The following is a 15041-nucleotide window of genomic DNA, read 5'->3' as shown; positions in this document are numbered from 1 at the left end:
ACAGGTCGGTGACCGAACCGGCGGCCCCCGTCTTGGGGTCGGGGGCGGCGAACACCACGCGCTTGAAACGCGCGTGCATCAGCGCCATGGCGCACATGGCACAAGGCTCCAGGGTGACGTAGAGCTCGCACTCGGGCAGGCGGTAGTTCTCCAGCAACTGCGCGGCGTGGCGCAAGGCCACGATCTCGGCGTGCGCGGTCGGGTCGTGCGTGGTGATGGGCCGGTTGTAGCCCGTGGCGATGACCTGCCCTGCCCGCATGATGACCGCACCCACCGGCACCTCGCCGGCCAGCCAGGCGTTATGAGCCTGGTCCAGGGCCAGGCGCATGGCGTGCTCGTCTTGCGATGACGGGGGCGTGAGGCTCATGGGCGATGTTGTGAAGGTGACGCGAAAGTTTACCCGGGTGTAACGGGCCGGGCTCCCTGTGGGCAACAAAGCGCAAGTCAGTCCCCTGACGGGCTACGATCCCGCTGTTCAACGCACACACGTCAGGCCCATCCAAGCTCCCGCCATGTACACATCCACGTTCACCTTCGCCAAGGGACATTACGACGACGCGTTCCACGCCCTGGACCAGGTCATTGCCCAGGTCGCCAAGGCCATCCCGGGCTACCTGGGTGAAGAGTGTTGGGAGAACCCGACCACCGGGCTCATCTCGAACGTGTATTACTGGGAGTCCATGGAAGCCTTGCAGGCGCTCATGAAGGACCCAATGCACATCCAGGCAAAGCAGAACCAATCTCGGTGGCTCAATGGTTACCAAGTCGTCATCTCACAAGTGATCAGCTCACATGGCGACGGTGGCATCGAGCACCCATTGGCGCGCTCGTCGGTGCAGCCAACCGAGGGCCATCGGGCAAATTGATGCCATCAAAAGTGCCCCGCACCACCGACATCACCCCCTTGCAGGCGCAGGACAAGGCTGCCTGGCTCACGCTCGCCAAGGCTTACCTCGCTTTCTACGGGACCAGCCGCCCCGAAAGCGACTTCGAGCGACTCTGGCTGCGCCTGCAGGCTGGGGATGGCTTGCATGCCCTCGGTGCCCGCGTGGACGGACAGCTCGTTGGCATCGTGCACCACCTCTATCACCCCAGTTGCTGGAGCGACGATGTCTGCTACCTGCAGGACCTGTTCGTCAGCCCGGCACACAGGGGCCAGGGCCTTGGCCGCGCCTTGATCGAGGCTGTGGCCGAACAGGCACGGCTCAAAGGTTCGCCTCGGCTGTACTGGCTCACCCAGGCCAGCAATGACACCGCCCGAAAGCTCTACGACCAGGTGGCAGCTCACACTGGCTTCATCCGATACGAACTGCCCTTGGGTTGAAGTCGGACGTCACCTGAGGGTTTTGTGCTGCAATGTGAAGCTGCTTGTCACCAAACACGACAGGCCTGAACGGGGAGTCGAATCATGAAGCGGTACACAGGCAACTGCCTTTGCGCGGGCGTGAGGTTCAGCATCCTGGGCGAAATCGGCCCGATCCAGGTTTGCCATTGCATGCAGTGCCGCAAGGCACAGGGCACCGCCATGGCCACCAACGTGCCGGTTCGCATGGACGACTTCACCCTGGAGCAAGGCAGCGAACTGCTGACGTCATTCGAGTCCAGCCCCGGCAAGCAACGGGTGTTCTGCAGGCGGTGCGGCTCGCCCCTCTACAGCCAGCGCGACACCTTGCCGGGTGTCTTGCGGATCCGACTGGGACTCGTCAACGAAGACATCGATGCGCCGCTGCAGGCGCACTTCTACGCCGCGTCCAAAGCAAATTGGTGGCCACTGGCTGCGGACGCACTGCCACGTTACGAAGCCGGCGCAGACTCCTGCGAATGGCGGGGCTGACGATGCCCCCGACCACCTTTGTCATCGCGCCATGGACTCGCGAACAAGGCTGCAACGCCGTTCACCTGGACTCTGGCTACCAGCGTCATGCCGCGTACCGGCTTTACCTCAACAAAGGCTTTGTGCTGAGCAGCCACCACCTGGCGTTGAAGCTCTGATCAGGGCAGCCGCCTTCACACACGATCTCGACGATGTACTGCCCCACCCCATTCGAAGAGCAACGCCCCGAGGTGCTGCGGCAGCTCATTGGCGCGCACCCGCTGGCCACGCTGATTCGCCAATGCCCCGATGGGCTCGTGGCAGACCACATTCCGTTGCTGCATGTGCCCACAGACCACGCAGGTGGCCAAGGGCAACTGATCGGCCATGTCGCGCGGGCCAACCCGCTATGGCAGGTGTCGCCTGACGAAGAGCTCCTGCTGGTGTTTCAGGGACCACAGGCTTACATCTCTCCCAACTGGTACGCCACCAAGGCAGACGGCGGCAAGGTCGTGCCGACCTGGAACTACGCCGTGGTGCATGTGCACGCCACGCTTTCGGCCGTGCAAGAACCTGAAGCCTTGCTGCAGATCCTGACGCAGCTGACGAACCGCCACGAGTCCGATCAGCCTCATCCCTGGCAGGTTGGCGATGCCCCGCCTGAGTTCACGAACAAACTGCTGGCCCACATCGTGGGCGTGCGTTTGGACATCAGGCGCATGCAAGGCAAATGGAAGGTGAGCCAGAACCAGCCTGAGGTCAACCGTGCCAGCGTTGTGTCGATGCTGACAGGTCTGGGCAGCGAAACCGCCGCGACCATGGCTGAAATGGTGCTGCGGCGGTGAACGCTCACACGCCGAACCGCACTCCTCTCAGATTCAGGGTTGCGGTGCCAGTGATCGGCCTGCTGCACCTGGCCCAGGCATCAAGCTCACGCATCAGGGAATCAACGGAAACATTAACTGTACGAAAGAGTACAAGATACCCAGGTATCCATTCACTCAGGAGCAGTGCCCATGAAAACCACCGCCATTTTCCTGCCCGCACTGCTGCTGATGTTCTGGACGCTGACCGTGCTGCTGCTGGTGCCCATCCGACGCGTGAAGGCGGTCATGCAAAAGCGCATCACGCCCAAGGACTTCAGCCATGGCGAATCAGCCAGGGTGCCGCCCGATGTGGCCTTGCCCAACCGCGTCTTCATGAACCTCCTGGAGGTTCCGGTGCTGTTTTATGTGGTTGCGTTCATGGCCCACCTGACCGGTCTGGTCAACGAGGTCACCGTGGGTCTGGCGTGGACCTATGTGGCGCTTCGCTTCGTGCACAGCGGCATCTACTTCACGTACAACCACGTCGGACACCGCGCACTGGTGTTCGGCACCAGCAACGTGCTGGTGAGCGTGATGATCTGCTACGTGGCGTATCACCTGCTTTGATGCAATAAAAAAGGCCCCGAGGGGCCTCTTGCGTCACTCCCACTCGATGGTGGCAGGTGGTTTGGAGCTCACGTCGTACGTGACGCGGTTGATGCCACGCACCTCGTTGATGATCCGACCAGAGGTTCGCTTGAGCATGCTGTAAGGCAGCTCCGCCCAGTCGGCTGTCATGAAGTCAGACGTCTGCACAGCGCGCAAGGCCACGACGTAATCGTACGTGCGACCGTCACCCATCACCCCCACGCTCTTGACCGGCAGGAACACGGTGAACGCCTGCGAAGTCAGGTCGTACCAGCTCTTGCCCGTCGCAGGGTCGATCGTGTTGCGCAGCTCTTCGATGAAGATGGCATCGGCACGGCGCAGCAGGTCGGCGTATTCCTTCTTGACCTCACCCAGGATGCGAACCCCCAGGCCGGGGCCCGGGAAGGGGTGGCGGTAGACCATCTCGGGCGGCAGGCCCAGGGCCACACCCAGTTCGCGCACCTCGTCCTTGAACAGCTCGCGCAGCGGCTCGAGCAGCTTCAGGCCCAGTTGCTCAGGCAGGCCGCCCACGTTGTGGTGGCTCTTGATGGTCGTGGCCTTCTTGGTCTTGGTGCCGCCGCTTTCCACCACGTCGGGGTAGATGGTGCCCTGGGCCAGGAAGGTCGCGCCCTTGACGCCATTGCCAGCGGCCTTGAGCTTGCCTGCCTCGGCCTTGAACACATCGACAAACAGCCCGCCGATGATCTTGCGCTTCTTCTCGGGGTCGGTCACACCGGCCAGTTGCCCCAGGAACAGGTCCGCGGCGTCCACGCGGATCACCTTGGCGTGCAGCTTGCCCTCGAACATGTCCATGACCATGTCGCCTTCGTTCAGGCGCAGCAGGCCGTGATCGACGAACACGCAGGTCAGCTGGTCGCCAATGGCGCGGTGGATCAGGGCCGCGGCCACCGACGAGTCCACGCCGCCTGACAGACCGAGGATGACCTCTTCGTCGCCCACCTGCTCGCGGATCCTGGCGACGGCTTCTTCGATGTAGTTGCCCATGATCCAGTCGCCCTGGCAACCTGCGATCTCGCGCACGAAGCGGTTGAGCATGGCCTGGCCTTGCACGGTGTGCGTGACCTCCGGATGGAACTGGACCGCGTAGTAGCCCTTCTCTTCATTCGCCATGCCGGCGATCGGGCAGCTCGGCGTCGAGGCCAGCAGCTTGAATCCCTCGGGCAGCTTGGTGACCTTGTCGCCGTGGCTCATCCAGACCTTGAGCATGCCGTGGCCGTCGGCCGTGGTGAAGTCGGCGATGCCATCGAGCAACTTGGTGTGGCCGTGGGCGCGGACTTCGGCGTAGCCGAACTCGCGGGTGTCGGACCAGCTGACCTCACCGCCCAGTTGCACGGCCATGGTCTGCATGCCGTAGCAGATTCCCAGCACGGGCACGCCCAGGTCCCACACGGCCTGGGGAGCGCGCAGTTCATGGTCTTCATAGGTCGAAGCGTGGCTGCCCGACAGGATGATCCCCTTGGGCGCGAACGACTTGATGAAGTCGTCGGACACGTCGTTGGGGTGGATTTCGCAGTAGACGTGGGCCTCGCGCACGCGGCGGGCGATCAACTGGGTGACCTGGGAGCCGAAGTCGAGGATGAGGATCTTGTCATGCATGGTGAGGACTCTCGCGGAATTCAGATCGTGGGCGGGTCGGGGAAGCAAGGGGTCAGGTCGCTGCAGCAGCCTGGCGGGACATGTGGCGGCCGAGGTACCTCAGGCCCAGCCAGGCGGCCACGGCCTGGATGGCGGCGCACAGGTAGAAGGGAGCACCGATGCGCCAGTCGCCCTGCGGCAGGTCGCTGAAGACCGCCAGCAAAGGCGAGCCCATGAGGGGCCCCAGCACCGCGGCCACGCTGTTGATGGACGAGACCGCGCCCATGCTCTCGCCCTGGCGGGTCGGGTCGACCGAGTTGGAGATCAGGCTCTGCAGGCCGGGCTGCACCATGAAACCAAAGAGGTTGAGCGCGATCACCACATACATCATCCAGCCCTCGGGCACGACGCCCCAGGCAAAGAAGGCGATGGTGGACGACACCAAACCGATGCGCACCAGCTTGTCAGTGGGCATGAACTTCTGGAACTGGCGCAACAGCCCGCCTTGCACCAACACCGCCATCATGCCCACGGCAAACAGCGAAAGGCCGTTGTCCTTCGGGCTCCAGCCGAACTTGAACTCGGTGTAGAGGAACCAACTGGTGTGCAGGCAGAACTGCGCCAGGATCGACAGGCCCATCACCCACAGCAGGATCTCGACGCCCTTGAGCTGACGCAGGTTGGCCAGCGCGGTGAAGGGGTTGGCGCGAGAAAGCACGAACTCGCGGCGCTTGTCCAGCGGCAGAGACTCCGGCAGCACGAAGTAACCGTAGACACAGTTCAGCAGCGTCAGGCTGCCCGCGAGCAGGAAGGGCCAGTGCACGTTGTGGTCGCCCAGCAACCCGCCCAGCACGGGCCCCAGGATGAAGCCCACGCCGAACATCGCCCCCAACAGACCGTAGTTCTTGGCGCGGTCCTTGGGCTCGGTGATATCGGCCACGTAGGCATTGGCCACGGCGATGTTGGCGCACACCGCACCACCCATGATTCGCACGGCCAGCAGCATCCAGAACTCGGTGGCCAGCGCCGTGACGAAGAAGTTGATGGCCATGCCGAACAGGCCCAACAGCAGCACCGGCCGGCGGCCGTAGCGATCGGACAAGGCCCCCAGCACCGGCGCACTGAAGAACTGCGCCACCGCGAACGCTGCCTGAGCCAGGCCATAGCCCACCGAAGTGCTGGCGCCCGACGCCATGAACGTGCCAATCAGCTTGGGCAGCACGGGCGCGATGATGCCGATCGACATCATGTCGAGCAGCACCGTGATCATGATGAAGGGCATGGCTGCCTGGCGGCTGCTGTGTGATGCCATCGGTGATTGGTGTGTTCGGTGGTCTGAAAAAACGGCACCGGCCGAAGCCGGTGTCGCGGGATGTTCAGGGAATCAGGCGGGGCGGACCACCAGGGCCATCCGAAGATGTCTCCATCGCCTGCTGCGCGTCACTCCATGCGGTAGTTCGGCGCTTCCTTGGTGATCTGCACATCGTGCACGTGGCTTTCGCGGATGCCAGCGGCCGTGATCTCGACGAACTCGGCTTTGTTGTGCATCTCGGTGATGGTGCCGCAACCGCAGTAACCCATCGAAGCGCGCAAGCCGCCGGCCATCTGGTACAGGATCGTGATGACCGAGCCCTTGTAGGGCACGCGACCTTCGATGCCTTCAGGCACCAGCTTGTCGGCGTTGGGATTGGTCGTCTCGTCGTTTTCCTGGAAGTAGCGGTCGGCCGAGCCGTCCTTCATGGCGCCGATCGAGCCCATGCCGCGGTAGCTCTTGTAGCTGCGGCCCTGGAACAGGATGACCTCGCCAGGCGCTTCTTCGGTGCCGGCAAACATGCCGCCCATCATCACGGTGCTGGCGCCGGCGGCAATGGCCTTGGCGATGTCACCGGAGTAGCGGATGCCGCCGTCTGCGATCAGGGGCACGCCCGTGCCTTGCAGCGCCGTGGCCACGTTGTCGATGGCCATGATCTGCGGCACGCCCACACCGGCGACGATGCGCGTGGTGCAGATGGAGCCTGGTCCAATGCCGACCTTGACGCCATCGGCGCCCGCTTCGACCAGGGCCAGAGCAGCCGCGCCGGTGGCGATGTTGCCGCCGATGACGTCGACCTGCGGGAAGTTCTTCTTGACCCAGCGCACGCGCTCGATCACGCCATGGCTGTGGCCATGGGCGGTGTCCACCACGAGGGCGTCGACGCCGGCCTTGACCAGCAGCTCGACGCGCTCTTCGGTGCCCTCACCCACGCCCACCGCAGCGCCCACGCGCAGCTTGCCGTGAGCATCACGGGCGGCATTGGGGAAGGTGTTTTGTTTGGTGATGTCCTTGACGGTGAACACACCGCGCAGCTCGTTGGCATCGTTGATCATCAGCACGCGCTCGAGCTTGTGCTGGTGCATCAAGGCCTTGGCTTCAGCCTGCGTGGCACCGTCCTTGACGGTGATCAGGCGTTCGCGCGGGGTCATGATCTCGCGAACCGGCGCGTCCAGGCGGGTCTCGAAACGCAGGTCGCGCCCCGTGACGATGCCCACGACCTTGCCGTTGTCCACCACCGGGAAGCCGGAGATACCATGCTGGGTCGACAACTCGATCACATCGCGGACCTTGACGCCCGAGGAAATGGTGATCGGGTCGCGCAGCACGCCGGACTCGTAGCGCTTGACGCGCGCCACTTCAGCGGCCTGCTGCTTGGGCGACAGGTTTTTGTGGATGATGCCGATGCCACCCTCCTGGGCGATCGCGATCGCAAGGCGGGCTTCCGTGACGGTGTCCATGGCGGCGGACACCAGCGGCAGATTCAATTGGATGTTGCGGGACAGGCGGGTGGCCAGCGAGGTGTCGCGGGGCAACACCTGGGAATAAGCGGGCACCAGCAGCACGTCGTCGAACGTAAGGGCTTTACCGAGCAGGCGCATGAACAAGGCTCCAGACGCAAAAGCGGATTATACGCGGAGCCGAGAGGCCCTTTCAGGAGGCGCATGTTGTGAGCGAATCCGCGAAAACCACAAGGCGCTCGCTGGCCTGACGCCCACATCGGGCACTAAACTGCACGGCATGAAAAACACGCGCGCAACGTCGATGTGGGGTGCCGTCCTCGGGACCGCAGCCGCCATGCTGCTGGCTCTGCCCGATGCGGCATCGGCACAGTGGAAGTGGCGAGACGCCAATGGCGTCACGCAATACACCGACCGACCGCCTCCTGCCGGCACGCCTGACAGCCACATCCTGACGCGCCCCGCTGCGGCCCGCACGCCCAAGGTCGTCCCCGCCTCGGCCCCGACGCCAGCCTCGGCCCCCGAAGTCAAGCCGGGCGCTCAAGCCAAGGCAGGAGACCCGGAACTCGAAGCCAAGCGCAAGAAGGCCGAGGAGCAAAAAGCCGCCGAACGCAAAGCCGAGGACGAAAAGCAGGCCAAGGTTCGCAGCGAGAACTGCGAGCGCGCGCGTGGCTATGAGCGCTCGCTGCAAAGCGGCCAGCGCATCGTGCGCACCAACGAAAAGGGTGAGCGCGAGGTCCTCGACGACAACGCTCGCGCGGAAGAGTCGCAGCGCACCCGCGAGGCGATCGACAGCAACTGCCGCTGAGACCGGCCACTGAAGCCGGGCCGAGGTGCCCGCCCGCTTCAGCCTGCCGGGTCAGGCCCGAGGGGGCTTGTTCTTGGTCGAGCGGTGGATGCCTTTGGGCAGCTTTTCGCCCTGAGCCCGGTAGCGAACCCGCCGAGCTTCTTTCGGGTCCACGTTGAGCCCCCGAACGACCTCGATGCGATCCCGCTCTCGCAGCACGTGTCCAGGGCGCTCTTTGCGGCCCCACACGCCCACCGACCATTGACCCGCTGCCAGCGCTTCTTCGGTCAAGCCCGCAACCTCACCGAACAAGCCGCTGGCGCACAGGGCGTCGCGCACGGTGCTGCCAGCAGGCAGGCTCAGGCGAACGATGCGCACCTCGCGCGGGGCCGCGCCCACGGCCACTTCAACGTGGACACTGGGGGCCCCAGTCACATTGGGCACCGGCTCAACGCGGCCCATGCACTTGCTCGGCCCGCTTGACGAAGGCCTCGACAAAGGTGTTGGCGATGCGATCAAACACCGGGCTGACCACCAAGGACAGCGCCCGACTGGCGAAGGCGTAGTTCAGCGAGAATTCAACCTTGCAAGCGGGGGCATCGATCGGCTCTTGCCCCTCGGGCGCCGCCTGACCAGGCTTTTGCAAAGGCGTGAACAACCAGGTCCCCTCCAGGTGAGAGAAAGGACCATCGACCAGGTTCATGATGACGCTGCGGCCTGGCACCTGCACATTGCGAGTGGTGAAGGCCTGGTGCACGCCCGCAAAAGCGATGTGCACGCGGGCGGTCACGCCGTCGTCGTGGGTCTGCAGGACCTCGGCGCGGTCGCACCAGGGCAGGAACTGGGGGTAGTCTTGAACGCCGGTCACCAGCCCATACATTTCACGGGGCGAGTACCAGAGCAAGACGGACTTGTGCACGTGCTTCATAGAATGTCGACATTTTAAGGACCCTTCGGTCAAACCCATGTCCATCGCAGAAAACAGAAAAGCCCATTTCAACTACCACATCGAGGAACGCTTCGAAGCGGGCGTCGTGCTGGAAGGTTGGGAGGTCAAGGCCATCCGCGACGGGCAGGTCCAGATGACCGACGGCTACGTGGTGGTCAAGGACGGCGAACTCTTTTTGATCGGGTTGCGCATCAACGCGCTGCGCTCAGCCTCCACCCACGTCAAGCCCGACGCCGACCGCACCAAGAAGCTGCTGATGCACCGCAAGGAGATCCAGCGCCTGATCGGCAAGACAGAGCAAAAGGGTTACACCATGGTGCCCTTGAACCTGCACTGGAAGGGTGGCAGAGTCAAAGCCGACATCGCGCTGGCCAAGGGCAAGGCCGAGCACGACAAGCGCAACACCATCAAGGACCGAGACTGGGAACGCGAAAAGGGCCGCCTGATGCGCAACAAGGTCTCGTCGTCCGGCAAGGAGTGAACCATGAGTGCCGATCACACCCACGTGCCGATCGTTCCGCGCGAGAGGCTCGATTTCGGGCTGGACGGCGACATTCCCCGTTACTGGATGGGCAACGACGCGTTCAAGACGCGCTTCTTCGACGCGATGTCGACGCTGTTCCCGCAAGGCGAGAAGTTCTTCATCACCAGCGTGCGCGAGTTCAAGGACGATGTGACCGACCCGAAGCTGCAGGCCGAGGTGCGCGACTTCACGCGCCAGGAAGCGCAGCACAGCCTCATCCACCGTCAGTTCAATGACCGGCTGGCGGCCCAGGGCGTGGACATCGAGTCCATCGACAGGCAGCTTGCGGAGCACTTCTTCGAGCGCATGCCCAAGTTCACCTCGCGCTTTCAGCGCTTGTCGGCCACCGCTGCCTTCGAGCACCTGACGGCAATGATGTGCACCTGCTTTTTCGAGCGCCGCGAGTTGCTGGAAACGAGCGACCCGCGCGTGCGCGCCATGTACGCCTGGCACGCCGTCGAGGAAGTCGAGCACAAGGCCGTGGCCTTCGACGTGCTCACGCAGGTGGCCAAGGTGTCCTACTTCAGGCGCATCCTCTCGATGCTGCTGGTGAGCATCGGCTTTCCGATCACGGTGATGCTGATCATGAACCACATGCTGCAGGTCGATGGATTCAGCCGCTGGCAGCGCACGAAGATGTGGGTGCGCGGGCTGTGGTGGTTCCACAAGCCGGGGGGGTTGTTCTGGAACACCTGGGGCTACTACTTCGCGTACTTCAAACCAGGCTTTCACCCCTGGAAGGTCAAGGAGATGCCCAGCTATGGCACCTGGCTGCGCACCTTCGAGGCCACGGGTGACGCGGTGGCAGCGGGCAACGCGCTGCACGCGGCCGCTGGGCGATGACCTGCTTTACACAACAGCCTGCAACAGACCTCAGGCTGCTTTGAGCACCTGAAAAGCCTGATCCAGGTCGGCGATCAGGTCGCCCACGTCTTCCAGGCCAATGGCCAGGCGCACGAGCGAGCCACTGCGCCCCGCCAGAAACCCAAAACGCCGCATGCCCTGCACCTTGTAAGGCACCACCAGACTCATGGGACCGCCCCAGGAGTAGCCGATGCGGAACAAGCGCATGGCCTCCACGAAGCCGTCCACCCGATCAGCGCTGAAGCGATCGGCGTCGAACACCATGGACACCAGGCCCGCCGCACCCTGGCAGGTGGCGGCCCAGTGCTCGTGCCCCGGAGAGCCCGGCAAGGCGGGGTGCAGCACCTGCGACACCTCGGGCCGTTGGGCCAGCCACTGCGCCACCTGGCGGGCGGCCGCATCGTGGGCGGCATAACGCAGCGCCACGCTCGGCAGTCCGCGCAGCACCAGCTCGACGTCGTTGAGGCCCACGCCGATGCCCAGCCGCATGTGCGTGAGCTTGAGGCGCAGGTGAAGGGGCTCGTCGCGCGTGATGATGGCGCCCATGAGCACATCACCACCGCCCGAGGGGTACTTGGTGAGTGCGTGGATGGTGAGGTCCACGCCACAGGTGTCGTTGCCGGTTTTCGGATGCGGCACGCCGAGATCGAATGGATTGAAAGCCAGGCCCGCACCCCAGGTGTTGTCCAGCGCCGCGACGATGTCGGCGTGCTGTCGGATCACGCGCAACAGCCCCGGCAGGTCGGGGAACTCGAGCGTGACCGAGCCCGCAGCTTCCAGCCAGACGAGCTTGGTGCGCGGTGTGATGGCTGCGGCCAGCGAGGCGACATCCATCGGGTCATAGAAGCCAGTGGCGATGCCCCACTGCGCCAGCTCGTTGCGCGCGAACTCGCGGCTGGGGCCGTAAACGTTGTCGGGCAGCAGGAGCTCGTCGCCCGTTTTGAGCAACGACTGCCCCACCAGCGCGATGGCCGCCAGGCCGGAAGGCGCCAGGATGGCCTGCTTGCCACCTTCCAGTGTTGCCAGGCGCTCTTCGAGCACGAAAGTGGTGGGCGTGCCGTGCAGGCCGTAGGTGTAGCCGCTCTTGTCCTTCCACTCGCGGGTGCGCAGCGCGGCCGTGTCTTCGAAGATCACGGTCGAGGCCTTGAACACCCCCGGCGGCACCGATGCGAAGCCTGCGGGCGCTTCGTACGGGTGGTGGATGAGCTCCGTGGCGATCTTGGCAGTGGGCGGGGGCTGATTGGGCATGGCGGCGACAACTGGGCCCGAGTCAAGACCCGGGCAAAGGCTCAGATCGGCATGCCGATCAGGTCGTGGCCTTCGACGGCGACGATGCGGGCGCGCGTGAACTCGCCGACCTTGAGCGTCTTGCTGGCCTTCTCGGGCGGCAGCAGGCGAACGGTGCCGTCGATCTCGGGCGCATCGGCGTAGGTGCGCCCCACCCCGCCCTTGCGACCCAGAGCCGGGGCGCTGTCGACCAGCACCTGCATGGTGGCGCCCACGCGGCGCTGCAGCTTGGCGATGGAGACGGCCTCGGTGACCTGCATGAAGCGGGCGCGGCGTTCTTCGCGCACCTCGTCGGGCAAGGCGCCCTCGAGCGCGTTGGCCGGCGCACCTTCGATCGGCGAGTAGGCGAAGCAGCCGGCGCGGTCGATCTCGGCTTCCTGCATGAAGTCGAGCAGGTGCTGGAACTCTTCTTCCGTTTCACCTGGGAAGCCGGCGATGAAGGTCGAGCGCACCACGATCTCCGGGCAGATCTCGCGCCAGCGGCGCAGGCGGTCGAGGTTCTTCTCGCCGTTGGCCGGGCGCTTCATGCGCTTGAGCACGTCAGGGTGCGAGTGCTGGAAAGGCACGTCGAGGTAAGGCAGCACGAGGCCTTCGGCCATCAGCGGAATGACCTCGTCCACGTGCGGATAGGGGTAGACGTAGTGCAGGCGCACCCAGGCGCCATGGGCCTTGGCCATCTCGCCGATCTGGGCTACCAGGTCGAGCATGCGGGTCTTGACGGGCTTGCCGTCCCAGAAGCCGGTGCGGTACTTGACGTCCACGCCGTAGGCGCTGGTGTCCTGGCTGATGACGAGCAGCTCCTTCACGCCGGACTCGAACAGCGCCTTGGCCTCGCTCAGCACCTCGCCGATGGGGCGCGAGACCAGGTCGCCGCGCATGCTGGGGATGATGCAGAAGCTGCAGCGGTGGTTGCAGCCTTCGCTGATCTTCAGGTAGGCGTAGTGCTTGGGCGTGAGCTTGATGCCCGCCACGCCGCGAGCCTCGGGCACGAGGTCCAGGAAGGGGTCGTGGGGCTTGGGCACGTGCAGGTGAACGGCGTCCATCACCTCTTGGGTGGCGTGGGGGCCGGTGACGGCCAGCACGCTGGGGTGCACGTCCTTGACCAGGTTGCTGCCAGCGTCGGCGCCGGCCTTGGCGCCGAGGCAGCCGGTGACGATGACCTTGCCGTTTTCAGCCAGGGCCTCGCCGATGGTGTCCAGGCTTTCCTTGACCGCGTCGTCAATGAAGCCGCAGGTGTTGACGATCACCAGGTCGGCGCCGGCGAAGGTCTTGCTGGTTTCATAGCCCTCGGCGCGCAGCTGGGTCAGGATCAGCTCGGAGTCGGTCAGAGCCTTGGGGCAGCCCAGGGAAACAAAGCCGATCTTGGGGGCGCTGGCGGGGTTGGCGATGGGTGAGACGGTGGGGGTCTGGTCGGAACTCATGGGGCGAGATTGTCCGGCAAATTGCTCACTTGCGCTCAAGGATTGGTGCTGGGCCAACTTGCGGCCCCAGCGCAGCGCCCTCCCCGTCACATCTGAGGCGGCACGGCGCTCATGTCCATGTGAAAAACCTCCCACTGGTGGCCGTCCAGGTCGGCAAAGCCATGCTGAAACATGAACCCCATGTCCTTGGGCTCGTTCGGCGTGGTGCCGCCCGCAGCCACAGCGCGAATCACGAGATCATTGACTTCAGCGCGGCTGTCGCAGGACAGCGCGATGAGCACCTCGGTGGCCTGTTTGGCGTCGCTGACGGGCAACTGGGTGAAGCCTTTGAAAAAGGGCTCGACCAGCAGCATCGCGTAGATGTTCTCGGCGATCTGCAGACAGGCCGCATCATCGTTGGTGAATTGGGGGTTGAAACTCAGGCCCAGGGCCTCGAAAAAGGCTTTCGAGCGTGGCAGGTCCTTGACGGGGAGGTTGACGAAAATCTGGCGAATCATGGCGAACTCTGGTTTGATCGCGTGGCTGGACTCATAGGGCCCGCTCAGGACTTGCTCAAGCCCTCGATGGCCTTGAACTTCTCCAGCGTCTCGCTGGGTGTGAATTCCTCCAACTCGTAGAGCTGGCGCACCTCGACGATGGCCTCTGCGCCTTCGCGCACGGGGTTGGGAAAGCGCCGACTCCATTCAAGCGCCTCCTCGCGCGAGCTCACCTGGATCATGGTGAAGCCGGCGATCAGCTCCCTGGGTTCGGCAAAGGGGCCATTGACCACGTGTCGGCTGGACAAGCCATCGGTGCCGCTCGGGCCGTAGTGAATGCGCCAGCCGGTGCGGCTGGGCTGGAGCCCGCTGCCGTCGAGCAGCACGCCTGCCCTGGCCAGCTCCTCGTGGTAGGTCGCCATCGCGGCCATCACAGCCGGATCCGGATCGGGTTGGACCTCCGCCTCGAACTCGGGGCAGGACTTCACGATGATCATGAAACGCATGACGCTTTCTCCTGAGTGGTGGGGTTCAGGCACTGGCGCGCGCGACAATGCCATCGGCATCCTACGCCGCATCCACATGCCCCTCATCCACGAAGACGAAGTCGAGATCACCGCAGTGCGGGCCCAGGGGGCTGGCGGCCAGAACGTCAACAAGGTGTCGACCGCCATCCACCTGCGCTTCGACATCCGGGCTTCGTCGCTGCCCGAAGACATCCAGGCGCGCCTGCTGTGCCTGAACGACCGGCGCATCACCGCCAACGGCGTGATCGTGCTCAAGGCGCAAACGCATCGCAGCCAGGACATGAACCGCAGCGAGGCCTTGCAGCGCCTTCAGGAGATGGTCGACGGCGTGGCCACCGTGCCGCCCGCGCGGAAGGCCACCAAGCCCACGCGCGCCTCGCAAAGGCGGCGCGTGGAGGGCAAGCGTCAACGCAGCGAGGTCAAGGCGCTGCGCGGCTCAGTCAGAGATTGATCGGCCGAGTTCAGCCCGCCGCCAGCCAGCCCGCCAACTCCGCCGCCGACTTCACGCCCAGCTTGGAGAAGACCCGCGCGCGGTGCACCTCCACCGTGCGAACGGCGATGTGCAGCTCGTC

At 64.5% G+C, this 15041-nt stretch carries 21 protein-coding genes; 10 read left to right on the top strand and 11 right to left on the bottom strand.

Features of this window, described 5'->3' with window-relative positions:
• A partial coding sequence (gene tadA, locus B2W70_RS11630) for a tRNA adenosine(34) deaminase TadA (protein WP_286745850.1) occupies positions 1–367 on the bottom strand: 367 nt, incomplete at its 3' end.
• A 145-nt stretch (positions 368–512) separates the two neighbouring features.
• On the opposite strand from tadA, the gene B2W70_RS11625 reads away from it, so the two are divergent.
• From B2W70_RS11625 to B2W70_RS11600, 6 genes are all read left to right on the top strand, one after another.
• A complete protein-coding gene (locus B2W70_RS11625; protein WP_286745848.1) occupies positions 513–866 on the top strand; it encodes an antibiotic biosynthesis monooxygenase family protein in 354 nt (117 codons plus the stop codon).
• A gap of 11 nt (positions 867–877) precedes the next feature.
• Positions 878–1324: a GNAT family N-acetyltransferase gene (locus B2W70_RS11620; RefSeq protein WP_286745846.1), complete on the top strand. Its 447-nt coding sequence runs from the start codon at positions 878–880 to the stop codon at positions 1322–1324.
• 84 nt (positions 1325–1408) lie between these two features.
• The gene (locus tag B2W70_RS11615; protein ID WP_286745845.1) at positions 1409–1834 is read left to right on the top strand and encodes a GFA family protein; all 426 of its coding nucleotides are present in this window, start codon (positions 1409–1411) and stop codon (positions 1832–1834) included.
• Between the two features lie 2 nt (positions 1835–1836).
• A complete protein-coding gene (locus B2W70_RS11610; RefSeq protein WP_286745843.1) occupies positions 1837–1992 on the top strand; it encodes a hypothetical protein in 156 nt (51 codons plus the stop codon).
• Positions 1993–2025: 33 nt separating this feature from the next.
• Positions 2026–2658, top strand: a complete 633-nt coding sequence (locus B2W70_RS11605) for an FMN-binding negative transcriptional regulator (RefSeq protein WP_286745841.1) — start codon at positions 2026–2028, stop codon at positions 2656–2658.
• A 171-nt stretch (positions 2659–2829) separates the two neighbouring features.
• Entirely contained in the window at positions 2830–3246 is a 417-nt protein-coding gene (locus B2W70_RS11600; RefSeq protein WP_286745840.1) for an MAPEG family protein, read from the top strand.
• A gap of 33 nt (positions 3247–3279) precedes the next feature.
• Here the strand turns inward: B2W70_RS11600 and guaA are convergent, their stop codons facing one another.
• From guaA to guaB, 3 genes are all read right to left on the bottom strand, one after another.
• Positions 3280–4884 carry a glutamine-hydrolyzing GMP synthase gene (guaA, locus tag B2W70_RS11595; RefSeq protein WP_286745839.1) on the bottom strand — a complete coding sequence of 535 codons (1605 nt, stop codon included), beginning with the start codon at positions 4882–4884 and terminating at the stop codon, positions 3280–3282.
• A gap of 52 nt (positions 4885–4936) precedes the next feature.
• Positions 4937–6175, bottom strand: a complete 1239-nt coding sequence (locus tag B2W70_RS11590; RefSeq protein ID WP_286745837.1) for an MFS transporter — start codon at positions 6173–6175, stop codon at positions 4937–4939.
• Between the two features lie 128 nt (positions 6176–6303).
• A complete protein-coding gene (guaB, locus tag B2W70_RS11585) occupies positions 6304–7776 on the bottom strand; it encodes an IMP dehydrogenase (RefSeq protein ID WP_058086136.1) in 1473 nt (490 codons plus the stop codon).
• Positions 7777–7915: 139 nt separating this feature from the next.
• Between guaB and B2W70_RS11580 the strand changes: the two genes are divergently transcribed.
• Positions 7916–8443 (top strand): DUF4124 domain-containing protein, encoded by a 528-nt coding sequence (locus tag B2W70_RS11580; protein ID WP_286745836.1) that lies wholly within the window; start codon positions 7916–7918, stop codon positions 8441–8443.
• A 51-nt stretch (positions 8444–8494) separates the two neighbouring features.
• Here the strand turns inward: B2W70_RS11580 and B2W70_RS11575 are convergent, their stop codons facing one another.
• Together B2W70_RS11575 and B2W70_RS11570 are read right to left on the bottom strand one after the other, a co-directional pair.
• Positions 8495–8857, bottom strand: a complete 363-nt coding sequence (locus B2W70_RS11575; protein WP_286745834.1) for an RnfH family protein — start codon at positions 8855–8857, stop codon at positions 8495–8497.
• 13 nt (positions 8858–8870) lie between these two features.
• On the bottom strand, positions 8871–9350 hold the full coding sequence (locus B2W70_RS11570; RefSeq protein ID WP_286745832.1) for a type II toxin-antitoxin system RatA family toxin: 480 nt from the start codon (positions 9348–9350) through the stop codon (positions 8871–8873).
• A 37-nt stretch (positions 9351–9387) separates the two neighbouring features.
• Here B2W70_RS11570 and smpB point away from each other — a divergent pair, with 37 nt between their 5' ends.
• Both smpB and B2W70_RS11560 read left to right on the top strand, forming a co-directional pair.
• Entirely contained in the window at positions 9388–9852 is a 465-nt protein-coding gene (gene smpB / locus B2W70_RS11565) for an SsrA-binding protein SmpB (RefSeq protein ID WP_058086139.1), read from the top strand.
• Between the two features lie 3 nt (positions 9853–9855).
• The gene (locus B2W70_RS11560; protein WP_286745830.1) at positions 9856–10737 is read left to right on the top strand and encodes a metal-dependent hydrolase; all 882 of its coding nucleotides are present in this window, start codon (positions 9856–9858) and stop codon (positions 10735–10737) included.
• Positions 10738–10767: 30 nt separating this feature from the next.
• Here the strand turns inward: B2W70_RS11560 and B2W70_RS11555 are convergent, their stop codons facing one another.
• The 4 genes from B2W70_RS11555 to B2W70_RS11540 form a co-directional block, all read right to left on the bottom strand.
• The gene (locus tag B2W70_RS11555; protein ID WP_286745829.1) at positions 10768–12006 is read right to left on the bottom strand and encodes a PLP-dependent transferase; all 1239 of its coding nucleotides are present in this window, start codon (positions 12004–12006) and stop codon (positions 10768–10770) included.
• 41 nt (positions 12007–12047) lie between these two features.
• The gene (gene rimO, locus B2W70_RS11550; protein WP_286745828.1) at positions 12048–13466 is read right to left on the bottom strand and encodes a 30S ribosomal protein S12 methylthiotransferase RimO; all 1419 of its coding nucleotides are present in this window, start codon (positions 13464–13466) and stop codon (positions 12048–12050) included.
• 86 nt (positions 13467–13552) lie between these two features.
• Positions 13553–13963, bottom strand: coding sequence for a VOC family protein (locus tag B2W70_RS11545; protein ID WP_286745827.1), 411 nt, complete (start codon positions 13961–13963; stop codon positions 13553–13555).
• Positions 13964–14007: 44 nt separating this feature from the next.
• A complete protein-coding gene (locus tag B2W70_RS11540; RefSeq protein ID WP_286745826.1) occupies positions 14008–14448 on the bottom strand; it encodes a YciI family protein in 441 nt (146 codons plus the stop codon).
• A gap of 76 nt (positions 14449–14524) precedes the next feature.
• Here B2W70_RS11540 and arfB point away from each other — a divergent pair, with 76 nt between their 5' ends.
• Positions 14525–14920 (top strand): alternative ribosome rescue aminoacyl-tRNA hydrolase ArfB, encoded by a 396-nt coding sequence (gene arfB, locus B2W70_RS11535; protein WP_286745852.1) that lies wholly within the window; start codon positions 14525–14527, stop codon positions 14918–14920.
• A 10-nt stretch (positions 14921–14930) separates the two neighbouring features.
• On the opposite strand, the gene B2W70_RS11530 is transcribed toward arfB, so the two are convergent.
• Positions 14931–15041 (bottom strand): LuxR C-terminal-related transcriptional regulator (locus tag B2W70_RS11530; protein WP_286745851.1); only part of this gene is annotated, 111 nt, incomplete at its 5' end.

This window comes from Aquabacterium sp. UBA2148, assembly GCF_002328915.1.
GTDB classification, from domain to species: domain Bacteria; phylum Pseudomonadota; class Gammaproteobacteria; order Burkholderiales; family Burkholderiaceae_C; genus Aquabacterium; species Aquabacterium parvum.
This window is presented reverse-complemented; position numbering and strand designations above follow the sequence as displayed.

Bases quoted from the DNA above. Each gene is read 5' to 3' on its own strand.
- B2W70_RS11540 (WP_286745826.1), bottom strand. From the start codon at position 14,448: ATGCGTTTCATGATCATCGTGAAGTCCTGCCCCGAGTTCGAGGCGGAG.
- B2W70_RS11560 (WP_286745830.1), top strand. From the start codon at position 9,856: ATGAGTGCCGATCACACCCACGTGCCGATCGTTCCGCGCGAGAGGCTC.
- B2W70_RS11590 (WP_286745837.1), bottom strand. From the start codon at position 6,175: ATGGCATCACACAGCAGCCGCCAGGCAGCCATGCCCTTCATCATGATC.
- B2W70_RS11605 (WP_286745841.1), top strand. From the start codon at position 2,026: ATGTACTGCCCCACCCCATTCGAAGAGCAACGCCCCGAGGTGCTGCGG.
- guaA (WP_286745839.1), bottom strand. From the start codon at position 4,884: ATGCATGACAAGATCCTCATCCTCGACTTCGGCTCCCAGGTCACCCAG.
- B2W70_RS11615 (WP_286745845.1), top strand. From the start codon at position 1,409: ATGAAGCGGTACACAGGCAACTGCCTTTGCGCGGGCGTGAGGTTCAGC.
- smpB (WP_058086139.1), top strand. From the start codon at position 9,388: ATGTCCATCGCAGAAAACAGAAAAGCCCATTTCAACTACCACATCGAG.
- rimO (WP_286745828.1), bottom strand. From the start codon at position 13,466: ATGAGTTCCGACCAGACCCCCACCGTCTCACCCATCGCCAACCCCGCC.
- B2W70_RS11580 (WP_286745836.1), top strand. From the start codon at position 7,916: ATGAAAAACACGCGCGCAACGTCGATGTGGGGTGCCGTCCTCGGGACC.
- B2W70_RS11570 (WP_286745832.1), bottom strand. From the start codon at position 9,350: ATGAAGCACGTGCACAAGTCCGTCTTGCTCTGGTACTCGCCCCGTGAA.
- B2W70_RS11545 (WP_286745827.1), bottom strand. From the start codon at position 13,963: ATGATTCGCCAGATTTTCGTCAACCTCCCCGTCAAGGACCTGCCACGC.
- arfB (WP_286745852.1), top strand. From the start codon at position 14,525: ATGCCCCTCATCCACGAAGACGAAGTCGAGATCACCGCAGTGCGGGCC.
- B2W70_RS11625 (WP_286745848.1), top strand. From the start codon at position 513: ATGTACACATCCACGTTCACCTTCGCCAAGGGACATTACGACGACGCG.
- B2W70_RS11610 (WP_286745843.1), top strand. From the start codon at position 1,837: ATGCCCCCGACCACCTTTGTCATCGCGCCATGGACTCGCGAACAAGGC.
- B2W70_RS11600 (WP_286745840.1), top strand. From the start codon at position 2,830: ATGAAAACCACCGCCATTTTCCTGCCCGCACTGCTGCTGATGTTCTGG.
- B2W70_RS11555 (WP_286745829.1), bottom strand. From the start codon at position 12,006: ATGCCCAATCAGCCCCCGCCCACTGCCAAGATCGCCACGGAGCTCATC.
- guaB (WP_058086136.1), bottom strand. From the start codon at position 7,776: ATGCGCCTGCTCGGTAAAGCCCTTACGTTCGACGACGTGCTGCTGGTG.